Below are 16045 nucleotides of genomic sequence, written 5' to 3'. Positions count from 1 at the left end.
TCCTTTCTGCCGACTAATTAACACTCAGATATAACCGACGCATTGGATAATATAATATGACAAAGATGGCTAGGTTGACCGCAATCGTCGGTCCTAGCGTGTACACCGCAAAGTCTGCTAACCCACTAGAGATCACATGGCTCATCGTGTACCAAATATACGTAAATGCTTCCAAAATGGTCAAATTAATAATATAGATCATCAGTAACGTTAAAAAGTTCAGGTCGATCCATGGCTTGATTTGTCGACATATATAGACTACCAACGGTAAGCCAATCATGTAAACGCCTAAAATCCCAGTATAGTACCAGTCAAACACCAAGCCCACGAATGCAGACCAAATTCCAACCGACAGATTATCACGGTCATCTAAAAAGACAGCGAAGACAATCCACAGTAAAACTAGGTGTAAGACACTGGCATACGGGTAACTAAATAGTTTACCGGCAAAAACATTTGACATCGAGCCGTCTAAAAAGAGTGCAACAAATAACCCAATTGGAAAGACGATTTTTAATCTTGAGTAACGCACCGTTGCACCTCCCTATTGTTCAGCGACCGTCACAACTGTTAAGTCACTAAGATCCGCTGCGGGTGTGATTTCCACTTCGGATGCTAGTCCGTAATCATCCTGCTTGACACTAGCAACCGTGCCGACATAAAGTCCCTTCGGCGTATTGCCGCCTAAACCACTCGTCACGACTTTATCGCCTTTTTTGATTTTAACGTTAGACGTCACGGAACCCATCTCTAAAAGATTATTGCTCTTATCATAACCTGAAATAATCCCGTTAACAGTCTTACCAACACTATTCGTAATCTGAATAGCAAACTTATTCGAAGACGAACTCGTATTAGAAATTAATTCAACCTTAGAATTCGTTTGGTTAACTTCCACGACCCGGCCAATTAAACCCTTTTGTGACATGACAGGCATATTCTTCTTTACACCGGATGTCGCACCCTTAGAGATCACGAGTTGGTTCATCCAAGATGATGGTGTCCGCGTCAAAACATTGGCGGTCACCGTCGTATAATCAGATAACGAATTATTTAGTTTCAACTGCTTGCGTAACTGCTTGTTTTCCGCACGCGTCGTCTGGGCACTAACCTTGGCCTGCGCCAGTTGGTCAACTTGTTTCTTCAATTTTTGATTTTCTTGATAGGTGTTCAACAAGTCAGAAACTGAGTTGGTCGCACTTTGTAAGCCATTGACTGGCCAAGCAATCACCCGGTCAACCGCACCAGCCACATCGTTTCCAAATTGTTGGATCAATGGTGGTGTCGATTTCTTATCACGAATGGCTACTGAGACACTCATCAAGCCGAAACTAATAATGAACACGACAATCGCAATCACTAGTTTTCGGTTAGAAAAAAACTTTTGCATAATGAACCCCCGGTCGAAAATTCAATGATTTAACAATAAATAAGCGGGAAGACGTCTTCCCGCTCACCTGTTATCGCTTTTTCATAACGTCGATGCTCTTGAGTGATTCACCGGTCCCAACTGCAACACAGTCAAGCGGTTCGTTAGCGATGAAAACCGGTACTTTGGTTTCGTCCGCAATCACTTCGGAAAGATTCTTCAATAAGGCACCACCACCGGTCAAAACAATCCCGTGGTCAATTACGTCAGAGGCAATTTCTGGGGAAGTTTCTTCAAGGGTTTCTTTAATGGCTGAAATAATTTCAGAGACCACTTCTTGGATGGCTTCTGAAACATCTACAGATGAGATTTCAACCGTCTTTGGTAAGCCCGACAAAAGATCTCGTCCACGAATCGTTGACCCTTCCAAGTCTTCAGCGGCTTCCAAAGAAGCTGAGCCACAGTCGATTTTAAGTTGTTCGGCTGTGCGTTCACCAATTAAAAGATTAAACTTCTGGCGAACATGGTAAATGATTGAGTCATCGATCTTATCGCCAGCCATTCGAATTGAACGGCTTGATACGATCCCACCTAAGGAAATTGTCGCAACATCGGTAGTCCCACCACCAATATCAACGACCATGCTCCCAGTTGGATCCATGACTGGAAGCCCTGCACCAATAGCGGCTGCAAATGGTTCTTCAATGACATATGCATCCCGCGCACCTGCAACCCGTGTTGCATCAATAACGGCCCGCTTTTCAACTTCGGTAACCCCACTTGGTACACAAACCATGACGTATGGCTTACCATTTGAGCGGCCGAGTGTCTTTTGAATAAAGTACTTCATCATCGCAACGGTCGTATCGTAGTCCGCAATAACGCCATCCTTCATTGGCCGAATCGCCACAATGCTTGCTGGGGTTCTCCCAATCATATCCCGTGCTTCTGAACCAACTGATACAATTTCACCAGTTTTCGTGTTCTTCGCAACTACGGATGGTTCACGTAATACGATGCCCTTGCCGTCAACGTACACAATTGTGTTGGCCGTACCGAGATCGATCCCGATATTCTTTGTCCCAAATCCGAACACTACATTCATCCCTTCATCATTAACAAATTTAATTTTTTATTTAGTCATAATAGTAAGTATTATAGCATAGTCGCACTGCATTAAAAAAGCATTGCCTGAATCCTAGCATACCGTAAATTAATGAAAAATACAGTCCCACTATTTAACTTAGATAAAATTTAACAAAAAAAACGCGATCAGGCCGATTAAATTATCGGTCCTAACCCCGTTATTTTACCACATTCTGTTACGAATCCGTATTACAATTTAATACGCCCTGCTCGGCAAAACTAAAGTAATCGTTTACACCGATAATAAAGCTATCCAAGAGCGGTAACCCCATCAGTTCACAAGCCAGTTGTAACCGCTTGGTAAATTCAACGTCTTTTTTTGACGGCGTCACATCACCACTCGGATGATTATGTGCAATAACGACCCGGGCAGTCGGTGTCGTTAGGGCAACTTTAATAATTTCCCGCGGTTGAGCCGGACAACTATTGAGCGTGCCCTGAAAGACGACCTGGCGTTTGATCACTTGATTTTTCGTATCTAAGCATAACAATTGCAACTGTTCCTGCTCTAAGTTGGCAAAGTCCCGTGCTAAAACGGCTCCCAGTTGTTCACTACCATATACCTGCCCCAAAATTAATCGACTTGGCCGGGGTAATAGTTGCCCACATCTGAGCGCCACGATTAAACCTTGCCAGCGCGGATTTTCAGACGACTCATGTAACCACTCTATAGCGTCCTCTATCGGGTACTCACGCTCAAAGGCCTGCATCGCGCTAGTCACCGCGTCGTTGGGTAAAAACGTCCCAAAGTAGGCTTGCATTAATTCACGAACTTGTGCTGTCGGTATTTGTTCTTCGCTGATCATCGTCATTGAAACCACCCTTTCTACCTAGTAGTTTCGTAAAGTGACCGGCTAACCATTAATTCACCGACATTTTAACGCAATTTTTTCAGTTAACTCACAATCATCTTTGATAATATCAGTACCAGGGACGCAGTATTATTTCTTGCGCAATTGTCTTCTAAGCATCCGTGTCAGCCCCTAATCAGTTTCTGAGTCGCTGCCATCCTTGAAATAAGCCCGTACGTCACTAATAAAGTACAGCGACCCCGTTAGTAGTAACGCATCATCACTCGACATTTCTTGGAGTGTCTGCATCAAGGCAGCTTGCCAATTATCAAATACTTCAGCGGTCCGGCCATTTGGCATTTCATGTGCCAACATCGTCGGGTCGGTCGCTGGACGTTTTGCGTTCGGACCTTCGAATTGTGTCAACCGTAATTGAACATTAGGTAATGCGCCCAAGGTCTGAATCATTTGTTGATGCTGCTTATCCGTTAAGACCGCAAAGATGACATAAACGGTTTGCTGTCCAAATCGCTCACTCAAAGTAGCTGCTAATTCAGTTACTGCCGGCTCATTGTGCGCACCGTCAATCATGATCAGTGGGTCCTGATTCAAGCGTTCGAAACGGCCAGGCCATTGTGTTGCTGCCACAGCCGCTTTGACGTCGCTAGTGACCACGGGTAGCTGAGTCGCTTGGTGGTAAGTTAGGTACGCCGCTATTGCAACGGCCGCATTATCAACTTGATAGTCTCCCAGTAGCGGAGTTGTCAAGTCTTTAAAATGCGCCTCTAACCCGTCAAAGTTAAACCGTTCTTGCCAGCCTTGGGGCGGTAATAATTTGGTTGTAAAATCAACTCCCAACGTCCGCAACGGCGCCCGTTTGCTCATGGCGGTATCAATCATCACTTGCTGTGCTTCAGCCGGTAATTTACCAACAATTACCGGCACCTGCGTCTTAATGATACCTGCTTTTTGAGTCGCAATCGCCGTCAATGTATTACCTAGAATTTGCATATGATCATAACCGATCGTAGTAATCACACTAACGGCTGGTGTCCAAACATTGGTAGAATCGTATAACCCACCCAACCCAACTTCAATAATGGCAATATCGATTGGCTGAGCAGCAAAGTAAAGAAACATCATTGCAGTAATGATCTCAAATTCTGTGGGGCCCCCACTTGCCAATGTCGCGTCAAGCTTGGCAACGATCGGTTGAATCTGTTGCACCAGACCAACAAGTTCTTCATCGCTGATGGGGGTGCCGTCAACACTGATCCGTTCATTGAAGCGAACAATGAACGGCGACGTGAAAGTTCCCACCGTTAGCCCATCTGCCATAAATAATTCGCGTAAATTCGCAACCGTCGACCCCTTGCCATTGGTCCCCGCCACGTGAATGCCGGCCACCTTTAACTGTGGATCACCCAATTCATGTAAGAATTGGCGCATACGACTGAGTGTCGGGGCTTTTTTGAACTGAGTCCGGCCGTGAATAAAGGCTAATGCTGCTGAATAAGTGTCAATCATGTTTGTCTTCCTTCCTGTAAACCGCGCGAATCATCATTTGGCCGTTTGCTCACCATACTTCTAGCTAATGAGCCCTTATATTTTACGTTTTAATAATAAAATGGTAACCATCCCAAAACGGGACGATTACCATTTTACCAGTAACACACATTTCAGTTAACTATTATCGCAAATTAAGCTTCAGCCTTAATATCAACTAAACGTTGCTTTAAGGCGGCTAGTTTTGTCTGATTGTCCGCTAACTTCTCTTTTTCACTATTAACGACGTCTTCAGGGGCATTGGCAACAAAGCGTTCGTTACCTAACTTCTTCGTCGCCCGTGCGACTTCGCTTTCAAACTTGGCTTGTTCTTTTTCAAGTTTTTTGACTTCTTCATCGAGGTCAACAAGTTCAGCTAACGGAATGTAAACTTCCGCATCACTAATCACTTGTGTCATGGCTAACTTCGGTGCAACCACGTCGGCGCCAATTGACAGTGTCTTCGGATGTGCAAACCGTTGAATATAATCTTCATTAGCTTTGAAAACAGCTTGTAACCGAGTGTTGTCCGTCTTAATTAATAGATCCACGGCTGATGACATCTTCGCATTAGCTTCTGCTCGAATGCTCCGAACGGCCGTAATCAATTCAATAAGTGAGGCCATATCACTTTCCGCCGTTTCGTCATCAAATTCAGGATGGTCAACAGGATAAGCAGCGACTACTAAGGATTCACCAACGTGTGGCATTGATAACCAAATCTTTTCGGTCACAAATGGCATGATTGGGTGCAATAACCGTAAGATTTGATCCAAGACATAGGCTAACACGTTTTGGGTATTGGCCTTGGCTTGAGCGTCATCACCGGTCAAGACTTCCTTACTCATTTCGATATACCAGTCACAGAAGTCATTCCAGATAAAGTTGTACAAGGCTCGACCAGCTTCACCAAAGTCAAACTTATCAAAGGTAGTCGTCACTTGTTTGACCGTCGCGTTCAAACGACTCAAGATCCACTTATCTGCTAACGTCCAGTCACTTGCAGCTGGTAATTCCGGTTTGTCCATGGTACCCAGGTTCATGATAACGTAACGGCTGGCGTTCCAAATCTTGTTAATAAAGTTCCATGCAGCATCCATCTTCGTATAGCTGAACCGCACATCTTGGCCAGCCGTCGACCCGTTAGATAAGAACCACCGTAATGCATCGGCCCCGTACTTTTCAATCACATCCATTGGATCGATCCCGTTACCGAGTGATTTGCTCATTTTGCGACCTTGTTCATCACGAATTAAACCGTGTAAAAGCACGTGTTTGAATGGCCGTTTGCCAGTAAATTCCAAACTCTGGAACATCATCCGTGATACCCAGAAGAAGATAATGTCGTAGCCGGTAACCAGCGTATCCGTTGGGAAGTAGCGCTTAAAGTCTTCCGCATCAGTGTTTGGCCAGCCCATCGTTGAAAATGGCCAAAGTGCACTTGAGAACCAAGTGTCCAACACGTCTGGATCCTGTTCCCAGTTTTCTGGATCTTTTGGTCCATCAACACCGACATACGTTTCGCCGGTCGTCTTGTTATACCAAGCTGGAATCCGATGTCCCCACCAGAGTTGGCGTGAGATAACCCAATCGTGGACGTTCTCCATCCATTGATTGAATGTGTCTTCAAACCGATCAGGCACAAATTCTACTTTATTATCAGTCTTTTGATTCTTCAACGCTTGCTCAGCTAGTGGCTTCATCTTAACAAACCACTGAGTTGAGAGCCGCGCTTCAACCTGAACGCCAGTCCGTTCAGAATGCCCCACGCTATGCACAATTGGGTCAATTTTAATCATCAAATCTTGATCTTCAAGATCCTTGACCATCGCTTTACGTGCTTCAAAACGGTCCATACCTTCGTATTTACCCGCATTGGCGTTCATTGAAGCATCATCATTCATGGTGTTAATCCGTTTCAAATCATGCCGGTTGCCGACCTTAAAGTCATTCGGGTCATGAGCAGGCGTGATTTTCACCATTCCAGTTCCAAACTCAGGGTCAACGTACGCATCGGCGATAATTGGAATTTCACGTTCTGCTAATGGCAAGATGACTTTTTTGCCAACCAATTCCTTGTAACGGTCATCACTCGGATTAACCGCAACGGCGGTATCGCCCATCATGGTTTCAGGACGAGTCGTAGCAATTTCAATGTAATGCTTACCATTGAAAGTATAGTCTTTGTCAGCAAATGGGTACTTGACGTGGTAGAACGCACCCTTGTCATCCTTATGAATCACTTCGATATCAGACAAAGCCGTCCGTGCTTGAGGATCCCAGTTGATGATGTATTCACCACGATAAATCAAGCCCTTGTTGTAAAGATCAACGAAGACTTTCTTAACCGCATCTGACAGACCATCATCCATGGTGAACCGTTCACGAGAATAATCCAATGACAGTCCCATCTTAGCCCACTGTTGTTTGATAATCGACGCGTATTCGTCTTTCCAATCCCAAACTTGTTGGATAAACTTCTCACGACCAAGATCGTAACGGCTGATCCCTTGTTCGCGCAGTTTGGCCTCAACCTTTGCCTGCGTGGCAATGCCGGCATGATCCATTCCTGGTAACCATAAAGTATCAAAACCTTGCATTCGTTTCTGACGAATAATAATATCTTGTAACGTGGTATCCCAAGCGTGGCCTAAATGCAGCTTACCCGTAACATTTGGCGGTGGAATCACGATTGAATAGGGTTTAGCTTTCTTGTCGCCCGAAGGCTTAAATAAATCTTGGTCTAACCAAGTCTGATAACGACCCGCTTCCACGGCGGTCGGATCATACTTAGTTGGCATATCAGTAGTTGGTTCTTCTGACATTGGGGCACATCCTTTCTTTTGGCACTAAAAAAGTCCACTCATCCTATTAGACTAGGACGAATGGACTTCGCGGTACCACCTAATTTTAAAGCCATCACAAGTGATCGCTTTACAACTTAAACATCGTTGTTAACGAACGGTGTATCCCGTCCGGCTATTCCTACTAAAACAGTTCAGAATAGCAGCTCGCAAGCTACCTTCACGCTAAAACCGCCAAGCGTGTTTCACTGTTCACGCTCTCTCTGTTGACATTGTTTACCGCTACTCTCTTGCTCATTGCTGGTTGTCACTATTGTAATGAATTTCCTGAGTGCCGTCAATCCTTATTCGAATTGTTTTAAGGCATCCAGTGCCGCAACGTAATTTGGCTCGTGACTAACATCTGGCACGATTTCATGATAAACGATTTTACCGGCCGCATCAGCGACATAAATCGCCCGGGTCAACGTCCCATTGTTGGGCAAGTATAGATTGGTGGCGTAACCAAAGGATAGTTCTTCATCGGAAGCCACCGTTAAGTTCTTAACGCCTTCCTTAGCGCACCAACCAGCTTGGTCAGCAACCGCGTTATTGGAAATGGCTAAAAATTGAACGTGGGGGTACTTATCAGCCTGTTGATTGAACTTCTTTGTTTGAATAGAACAAACTCGCGTATCAATATCTGGCATCACACTTAACAAGACAGGCTTACCTAGCAAGTCCTTAGTCTTAATCTTTTCATCATGGGTAGTGAACACTTTGAACTTCGGTAACTGGTCACCATCTTGTAACGGTTCACCGACTAAGTCTAACGCTTGATCATGAAATAATACTTGCACGTAAAACACCCCTTCGATAACTAATGGTTTTCTAATATTTGTGGTAGTAATAGTATAGCTCAAATTTAACGCAATTTCAGTTTCCGCGCAAATAATCGTCTCAAAAATTATCATTCTTGACATGCGACGCGTTATTTGACGTTAGTCATGGTTTAAACGTGCTTATTAGTTGGTTTGCTGTTCGTCAGCCGATGCGCATCCTAACGTGCCAACATGTGTGTACGCCGATTTCAGTATATTCAAGCATTAAAATGTGGTGTCGTAGCCAGCTGGAGTGCAAGTTGGGTTGCACGTTCGAGCGAATCGTTTGTTTGTTGTTCCCAGCGGGCAGCGAGTGTGTTGGCCGGGTCGTGCAGACTAGTTAAAATATGTTGGGCGACTTGCAACGCGTGTGGTTGATGTAAACTGGTAGCCATAGTTTGTAGCGCGTCAGCTAGTTGTTCGCCTTCAGTTAGCTGTCGAGTCACTTGCATGGGGGTTTCGATGGCAACTTGTTCGTTGGCGCGCTGACCCGCCTGAATCCAATTATCCGTACTAGCTGGCACTGGTAACCAGAGCATCAGTAAAACGAACCACGTTAAGCAGGTCAGTTGGGACAGATCGATGCCCGCACCGGCCCATGGGTTCAGATCTAAGTTACGTAATTCCAAGTATTGAATCCCATCCTGACATAGTTGTGAATGACCACCAGCATGACGCAACCGAACCTGACCGTAAAATTCCTTGGTCGCACTTAATTTTCCATTATCAACGGCCGCTTGCAGTGTTTGACAATAGTCATTTAACGACGCGTACGAGACCGTAACACCCGGCCGATTGGTATACCCGCTAGAACTGTTGCGTAAGCTTCGAACGGGCTGGGCTGGTGGCGTAAGACCAGACTGTGGCCAGCAGCGTGGTGAGCAGCCATAAAGATACGTCAGTAGCCAGCGATAGTGCAAATAATTCTGCGCAATGTGCAGGTAACAGCGATTTTGAAAGGTGGTGAAATCACGACTATATGTCTGGGCCTGATACAATCCCATCATCAGACTAGCCGCCAAGCTCACATTACAGTGAACACCTGACAACATTTGACGTCGTCGGCCATAGCGGTGAGCAAGTCCTTGTCGATAGGCGACAGCGGCCGCATCCAACTTAGCGATTGGAATATCCCGGTCTTCTCGTGGAAGTGTGGGCGGCATGCTTAGCGGCCAAATCAGTTCAGGCAGAAGCCTTTGCCGGACTTGTTGTGTGAGCATCGTTAAGGCGTGCAACGCAGCAACCGCACTTGCTTGCGGTTGGGTGACTAACTCCAACTGTGTCTCCGCAAAGTCCCGTTGCAGGCCGGACAACTCGCTGATAAGTGTTGGTGATAATGCCGTATCCGCCAAATGACCGGTCACCGTTACCCGCTGGCCTTCCCGTTCCAGCCCAATCTGAACAACCTGTGCATTGATCAACGCCGTATTTTCCATTAATAATTGTTGCCACTCCATCCACTCACCTCGCTGATTCAATCTAAATTTATCGTAGCATAGTCACGACCTTGGTTCGCTGATTATGACCTATTATTTAGCTGACTTACCATTACGAAATGAGCTTCCGCGCGTCCCTGCTTGATCATCCAAAAGATCAAAAAAACGAGTACCCAGTATTACCGGGTACTCGTTTTTAGGGTAATAATATCACCCGTTTTTGACCTACAATAGTTCAGCAAAAACGTCTTCTTGTGTATTCAAATAATTTTCACCCGGCTTGATCTCAGTCATTTTAACACCAGCCAAAGCGCGTGCCATCAGTCCTTCAACATCAATCCGTTCTTCGTAGGACCGTGAACGGTCTAGCTTCGGATGCGTCTTGGGTGCTGGCGGCGCAAAAATCGTACAACAATCTTCAAATGGCATGATCGACAAGTCATAGGTATCGATATCTTCGGCAATCTTAATGATTTCCGTCTTGTCCATGGAAATCACTGGGCGCAAAACCGGCAAGGTAGTCACATCATTGATGGCAATCATGCTGTCCATCGTTTGTGAAGCCACTTGCCCTAATGATTCACCATTAAAAATCGCCTTACCATGCCGTTGACGCGTAATGGCGTCCATCAAACGCATCATTAGGCGCCGTTGAACGGTCATAAGATAACCTTCGGGCACTTTTTCTTTGATTTCTTCTTGAATCTCAGTGAATGGAATTTGAATAAACTTCACGCTACCAGAGTAACTTGCTAGCGTTGACGCTAACTGCTTGGCCTTTGCTAACGCCTGTTCACTCGTGTATGGCGGACTGAAGAAATGGACCATTTCCATGTCCACACCACGCTTCATGCCAAGGTAGCCGGCAACTGGTGAATCAATCCCACCAGAAAGCATTAGCATTCCCTTGCCAGCGGTGCCGACCGGTAATCCCCCGGCACCCTGAATCGTTTCTGATGATAAGAAGATACCGTTTAACCGAACTTCAACACGTAACACAATGTCCGGATTCTTCATCTTAACTTGAATCCCGTCAACGTGGTCCAAGATTTGCCCACCGAGCATGTCATTGATTTGATTTGTATCGTATTCAAACTGATGATCGGAGCGCCGTGTGTAAATTTTAAAAGTCATCCCCGGTTTAAACTGGGCTTTGACCATTGCAATCGCCGTTTCATAGACGGCATCCATGTCGGCATCGACGCGAATACTTGGTGAAAAGTTTTGAATTCCAAAAACTAGCTTCAAACGGCCCATGACTTTATCGGCATCCTCACCATTTAACATGATGTGCATCCGGTCACGGTTCGCGTGGACCTTTAGTTCTGGAAAGTCGTGCAACGCTTTGCGTACGTTACGGCCTAAGCTATCGATAAAGTTCCGCCGGTTTTTACCCTTGGTCGATAGTTCACCATAACGTACCATGATTTCAGTGTACTGCATGAACAAGTTCCTTTCCGTTATACGTCTGCATTAATTTTTGAGAATTTTTGATAAAGTTGATCAAATACTTTAATAAACTGGTCAGCTTCTGCCAGCGTATTATTCTCATCGAGGCTGACCCGCACAGCACTCGTCGCAATGCTTTCTTGCACGTGCATCGCCATTAAAGTACTGGAGGCCAAGTGTTTCTTCGATGAGCAAGCACTCGTTGTTGAGATATAAATGCCCTGATCTTCAAACGCGTGGACAATGGTCTCGCCCCGCACACCGTTGATCGTAAAACACAGTATGTGGGGTGCGAACCCCGTCGTTGGCTGACTGAAAATCGTCACTTTAGGAAACGACTTAATGTGCTCGTAGATTCGCTGTTTGATAGCTCGCTCACGAGCTACCTTACCATCTTCATCCGTGAGCAACAATCGCAGGGCCTTCGCCATGCCGGCAATTGCTGGTAAGTTCTCAGTTCCAGAACGCCAGTTACTTTCCTGACCGCCGCCATTCATTAATGGCGCTAACTTACGACCATTGCGCGCGTAAATAAAGCCAACCCCGCGAGTCGCATGAAACTTGTGCCCTGAAAAGGTCACAAAATCCACCCGGTCATTCATGATCATGTTCTGGATTCCTTTACCAATTCCTTGGACTGCATCAATATGAAAATGAATTTTCGGATATTGTTTCAGTAGTTCCGCCACTTCAAGTAAAGGCTGAATCGTACCGATTTCATTATTGACTGCCATCGTTGACACTAAAATCGTGTCAGGCCGAATTGCCGCTTTCAAGTCCGCCACGTTGATACGGCCTTCCTGATCGACCGGTAAGTAAGTCACTTCATAACCAAGTTCCTTCAATTGTTCCATCGAATTATGAATGGCAGGATGTTCCACCGCCGTGGTAATTAGATGCTTCCCAAAGGCCCGCTTTTCAATCGCTGTACCCTTCAAAACCCAATTATCGCCTTCCGTCCCACCAGACGTGAAGAAAATTTCGTGGGCTTGCACACCTAGTAAGCCGGCAATTTGTTGACGTGATTGTTCCAACAAATGAAAGGCCGTTTCACCAAAGTTATGCAAACTAGACGGATTACCCCAAATTTTTTGGGAAACCGTTGTATACGTCTCCAGTACGGCAGGAGCAGCTTGCGTCGTCGCACTATTGTCAAAATAAATCATTACTACGCCTTCTCTTTCCAAGAAAGTGTGCATTGCACTTACTTTCGATAAGAATTCTTTGCAATTATACCAAATATTACTAGTGAAACAAGGGTTTTTGTTTCAAATTTCTGATTAATCACACGACAATTGCGTCCTAAACACCATTTTTGTTGGCCGTTCCTAGTCACCCTTCTCAGAACCATCACGACTACTTGCATCATGATGCCAACTAAAAACCAGCTGGTGGCGGTTGTCATTTAACAATCACCACCAGCTGGTTATTTTCAGTTAACTAAAATTTTGCATATGGGCGGTCCCAACTATCCTCGTCAGGCCTCATCGTTCATCTTATCAGCTTGTTTGTTCGCATAGTAACTGTCCTCAATCCGTTTATAGGACCCCGGATCAACTTTATCCACAGCTGTTGCAATTACTTCTAAACTCCGCGCGTAGTCATGAGTCTCGGTAAACAACCGTTGTGCTTCCACGCTGGCTTCTTGCACCTCTTCATGATTCGTCTTGTAACGGTTAGCGTATTGTAAGAGCTGTTCCGCCATAACCGCAGCATCCGTTAAATCACTGGTCTTTTCCTTTAAGGTCGCCATGTCCGCCTGAATAACAATCAACTGTTTCGTGATGTCGTCCATATTGATCACGAGCTTATTAATATCATGGTCAAGCCGTTCGATTTCCTTGGCAACTACTTTGAAATAGTCCAAATAGTCTTTCGGTAGTCCAGGCAAGTTCAAATTTTCAACCTGGCGTTTGATCGCGTGGATTTCAAAATCGAACCGTTGCAACGTCTCGTGGGCTTTGGACTCTTCAGCGGTCAAACTCGCCACACCTTTGTTAATTGCCACTTGTTCTTCTTCAATGCCTTTCAACTGCTCATCTTGTTCGGCAAAATGAGCTGCGATCTCACTAAAGACAGCTTGCTTACTAGTAATAGCTGTGACGTCCGCCTGATAAACAGCTTCGATATTCTTCAGTTGTTCGTTCAATTCACGCGTCCGTTCAACTTCGCCATTATTCAACGTATAGCTTTGTGCTAATCGATCCAACTCAATTTGTAAGCGGTGATTCTGATTCATGGCATGTGTCAAGAACTTACTGATTTCTTCTTGTTGTTGATCAACAACGGCCTTAGCATCGATCTCTGCTTGCATCACGTCGTATAAGTGGTCGATCCGCTTTTCAATCGCATGATTGCCGTTTTCAGCATCCGTAACTTTCAAATCACCAAGTAACGCAATATTATCGTCGATTGCTTGCTGTAACGCTTTGATTTCTGGCTCAATCGATTCGACCTCAAAGTGAAAATGTTGAGCCGTTAATTGTTGATAACCACTAGCCAGTTCGGCTAACTGATCAGGAAACCCACTCACTAGGTCCTTATAAATCGGTGGAATCCGATCAATATCCATTTCAAGAGTGCCAGTATCGTGATGTAACTGATCCAAAACCTTTTCAGCCGCGTCATGATCGCCAGCCTTGGCTAATTCGGAAAAATGATCAAAATCACTTTCTAAGTTAGCTAACTGATCCTCCAATTTGTCGATGCTCGGACCAAATGAAAAGTTTTGCGATAATAACGTCTTCCGTATGTTTTGGTACTTCTTCTCTAAACTAGCCACTGCTTGGCGGTGCGCGGCATCCGCGTCATCTAAGGCCTGCAAGCCCTGACGAATTTCTGCCTGTCGTTGTTCAATCGTATCTAATGTGGCCGCAACCTTCTTCAGATTCTGCTGAGCATCGAGAAATCTGATGCCCCGCGCCTGCGAAGTAATGGCCGTTAATTGCTCACTAACGGCGGGTAACTGATCATTATCAACTTCTTGACCAGCGCTCTGCAACGCTTCCAACTTCGCTAACGATCCGCCCGTTAGTCCGAGTTGTTCAATTTTTTCGAAATCTGTGGTCTGCGATTGCTTGACTAGCGCCTGTTGCCGTTCCGTCAATTGACGGACTTGCTTGTCGATATAAAATTGAAAGCCTTTGACCGCCGCGTAGATGACAATCGCAACCACAACAATGCCGATTGCTACTTGCATACGAATACCCCTTACATTATTTATTCCGTTTTAATTGCGTTGCGCCTCACCCTGTTGAGAACCGTAACCTTGCTTTTTTCTGAAAATCCAATTAAAATCTATCTTAAATTATAACATAGACGTAACTAACGGACAGTAACAATTTGTTAACATTCAAGGAGGATTTTTTACATGGCTACCACGGAAACATCACTTATGAACCAACAACTCGACGCCCTACTGTTTCAAGAAACTAACCTGGTCGCGAACTTAGCTAATGCTAGTGCCCTCCTCAACAGTACTTATGACAACCTTAACTGGGCCGGCTTTTACTTATTTAACGAACAAACTGGCGAGCTCGACTTAGGTCCCTTCCAAGGCAAAGTCGCTTGCATGCACATCAAAGTTGGGGCTGGTGTCGTCGGAACTGCTTTTGAAACGCAAACGAACCAACGGGTAGCCGATGTCCATCAATTCCCCGGCCACATCGCTTGTGACAGCGCCAGCAACTCTGAGATCGTGGTCCCAATCACCAAGGACGGCCACCAAATCGGCGTACTCGACGTCGACTCTCCATCATTAGACCGATTCAATGCTGATAACGAAGCTGAATTGACCGAATTTGTGGCGATTCTGACGTCACACATTGACTAATCAGCATTAAACGTGTTATGCTACTCTTTGTGTAAAATAATGCAGCAGTGAGTGGGTAAGCTCGTCAACAGATTGGTGCCAATATTTTGGTCAGTTAGTAACCTGCGGCTGCAATGGTGAAACCTGCAGTCCAATCTGAACGAATATCGAACTTACATCGGATTATTTTACTCCAACTAAAATTATTGGAGGAAACATTTTATGTCTCGTTATACAGGTCCAAGTTGGAAAATTTCCCGTCGTTTGGGAATGTCCCTTTCAGGTACTGGTAAAGAATTAGCTCGTCGTCCTTACGCACCTGGTGATCATGGCCAAGGTCGTCGCGGTAAGCTTTCTGAATACGGTACACAATTACGTGAAAAGCAAAAGTTACGGATGATGTACGGTTTAACTGAACGTCAATTCGCTAACTTATTCATCAAAGCTGGTAAGATTCGCGAAGGTAAGCATGGTGTTAACTTCATGATCTTACTCGAACGTCGTTTGGATAACATGGTTTACCGTTTAGGCTTAGCAACAACTCGTCGCCAAGCTCGTCAATTAGTAAACCATGGTCACATCACTGTTGATGGCAAGCGTGTTGACATCCCTTCATACGAAGTTAGTGTCGGCCAAGTTGTCTCAGTTCGTGAAAAGTCCAAGAAGTTGGCTGTTATCACTGGTGCTGTTGAAGCCGTTGTTGCACGCCCTAACTTCGTTCAATTCGATGCTGATAAGCTTGAAGGCTCATTAACTCGTTTACCAGAACGTGAAGAACTTGAAGCAGATATCGACGAATCATTAATCGTTGAATACTACAACAAACTTTAATTT

At 45.2% G+C, this 16045-nt stretch carries 13 protein-coding genes and 1 other annotated feature; of the genes, 2 read left to right on the top strand and 11 right to left on the bottom strand.

Annotated features, from left to right (window positions below; translation table 11 throughout):
• Positions 1–13 precede the first annotated feature (13 nt).
• The 11 genes from mreD to ezrA all read right to left on the bottom strand — a co-directional run bounded on the left by mreD (position 14) and on the right by ezrA (position 14599).
• Positions 14–532 carry a rod shape-determining protein MreD gene (mreD, locus tag MMY95_RS01085; RefSeq protein ID WP_053267772.1) on the bottom strand — a complete coding sequence of 173 codons (519 nt, stop codon included), beginning with the start codon at positions 530–532 and terminating at the stop codon, positions 14–16.
• A 12-nt stretch (positions 533–544) separates the two neighbouring features.
• Positions 545–1390, bottom strand: a complete 846-nt coding sequence (mreC, locus tag MMY95_RS01080) for a rod shape-determining protein MreC (RefSeq protein WP_053267771.1) — start codon at positions 1388–1390, stop codon at positions 545–547.
• A 70-nt stretch (positions 1391–1460) separates the two neighbouring features.
• On the bottom strand, positions 1461–2465 hold the full coding sequence (locus tag MMY95_RS01075; protein WP_003644642.1) for a rod shape-determining protein: 1005 nt from the start codon (positions 2463–2465) through the stop codon (positions 1461–1463).
• A 226-nt stretch (positions 2466–2691) separates the two neighbouring features.
• Positions 2692–3327 carry a JAB domain-containing protein gene (locus MMY95_RS01070; protein ID WP_003641486.1) on the bottom strand — a complete coding sequence of 212 codons (636 nt, stop codon included), beginning with the start codon at positions 3325–3327 and terminating at the stop codon, positions 2692–2694.
• A 171-nt stretch (positions 3328–3498) separates the two neighbouring features.
• Positions 3499–4833, bottom strand: coding sequence for a folylpolyglutamate synthase/dihydrofolate synthase family protein (locus tag MMY95_RS01065; protein ID WP_104795821.1), 1335 nt, complete (start codon positions 4831–4833; stop codon positions 3499–3501).
• A 173-nt stretch (positions 4834–5006) separates the two neighbouring features.
• Positions 5007–7676, bottom strand: coding sequence for a valine--tRNA ligase (locus tag MMY95_RS01060; protein WP_044431249.1), 2670 nt, complete (start codon positions 7674–7676; stop codon positions 5007–5009).
• Between the two features lie 49 nt (positions 7677–7725).
• Positions 7726–7962 (bottom strand) — a binding site (T-box leader).
• Between the two features lie 37 nt (positions 7963–7999).
• Positions 8000–8494, bottom strand: coding sequence for a thiol peroxidase (tpx, locus tag MMY95_RS01055; protein WP_003644643.1), 495 nt, complete (start codon positions 8492–8494; stop codon positions 8000–8002).
• Positions 8495–8733: 239 nt separating this feature from the next.
• Positions 8734–9972: a glutamate--cysteine ligase gene (locus MMY95_RS01050; RefSeq protein ID WP_241277458.1), complete on the bottom strand. Its 1239-nt coding sequence runs from the start codon at positions 9970–9972 to the stop codon at positions 8734–8736.
• Between the two features lie 204 nt (positions 9973–10176).
• Positions 10177–11394, bottom strand: a complete 1218-nt coding sequence (thiI, locus tag MMY95_RS01045; protein ID WP_003641480.1) for a tRNA uracil 4-sulfurtransferase ThiI — start codon at positions 11392–11394, stop codon at positions 10177–10179.
• A 17-nt stretch (positions 11395–11411) separates the two neighbouring features.
• Positions 11412–12566: a cysteine desulfurase family protein gene (locus MMY95_RS01040; RefSeq protein WP_053267768.1), complete on the bottom strand. Its 1155-nt coding sequence runs from the start codon at positions 12564–12566 to the stop codon at positions 11412–11414.
• Positions 12567–12877: 311 nt separating this feature from the next.
• The gene (gene ezrA / locus MMY95_RS01035) at positions 12878–14599 is read right to left on the bottom strand and encodes a septation ring formation regulator EzrA (RefSeq protein ID WP_003641477.1); all 1722 of its coding nucleotides are present in this window, start codon (positions 14597–14599) and stop codon (positions 12878–12880) included.
• A 171-nt stretch (positions 14600–14770) separates the two neighbouring features.
• Here ezrA and MMY95_RS01030 point away from each other — a divergent pair, with 171 nt between their 5' ends.
• Together MMY95_RS01030 and rpsD are read left to right on the top strand one after the other, a co-directional pair.
• A complete protein-coding gene (locus tag MMY95_RS01030; protein ID WP_003641476.1) occupies positions 14771–15232 on the top strand; it encodes a GAF domain-containing protein in 462 nt (153 codons plus the stop codon).
• Between the two features lie 201 nt (positions 15233–15433).
• Complete coding sequence (rpsD, locus tag MMY95_RS01025; protein ID WP_003641475.1) at positions 15434–16042, top strand: 30S ribosomal protein S4; 609 nt, start codon at positions 15434–15436, stop codon at positions 16040–16042.
• Positions 16043–16045: the final 3 nt, after the last annotated feature.

Origin of the sequence: Lactiplantibacillus sp. ME-2, assembly GCF_022549155.1 — a bacterium.
Taxonomy (GTDB): Bacteria; Bacillota; Bacilli; order Lactobacillales; family Lactobacillaceae; genus Lactiplantibacillus; species Lactiplantibacillus plantarum.
The sequence above is the reverse complement of the archived record's forward strand: the minus strand, read 5'-3'. Positions and strand labels throughout refer to the sequence as shown.

Coding starts and splice junctions, on each gene's coding strand:
- mreC (WP_053267771.1), bottom strand. CDS start 1,390: ATGCAAAAGTTTTTTTCTAACCGAAAACTAGTGATTGCGATTGTCGTG.
- MMY95_RS01070 (WP_003641486.1), bottom strand. CDS start 3,327: ATGACGATGATCAGCGAAGAACAAATACCGACAGCACAAGTTCGTGAA.
- MMY95_RS01065 (WP_104795821.1), bottom strand. CDS start 4,833: ATGATTGACACTTATTCAGCAGCATTAGCCTTTATTCACGGCCGGACT.
- MMY95_RS01060 (WP_044431249.1), bottom strand. CDS start 7,676: ATGTCAGAAGAACCAACTACTGATATGCCAACTAAGTATGATCCGACC.
- MMY95_RS01050 (WP_241277458.1), bottom strand. CDS start 9,972: ATGGAGTGGCAACAATTATTAATGGAAAATACGGCGTTGATCAATGCA.
- thiI (WP_003641480.1), bottom strand. CDS start 11,394: ATGCAGTACACTGAAATCATGGTACGTTATGGTGAACTATCGACCAAG.
- MMY95_RS01040 (WP_053267768.1), bottom strand. CDS start 12,566: ATGATTTATTTTGACAATAGTGCGACGACGCAAGCTGCTCCTGCCGTA.
- ezrA (WP_003641477.1), bottom strand. CDS start 14,599: ATGCAAGTAGCAATCGGCATTGTTGTGGTTGCGATTGTCATCTACGCG.
- MMY95_RS01030 (WP_003641476.1), top strand. CDS start 14,771: ATGGCTACCACGGAAACATCACTTATGAACCAACAACTCGACGCCCTA.
- rpsD (WP_003641475.1), top strand. CDS start 15,434: ATGTCTCGTTATACAGGTCCAAGTTGGAAAATTTCCCGTCGTTTGGGA.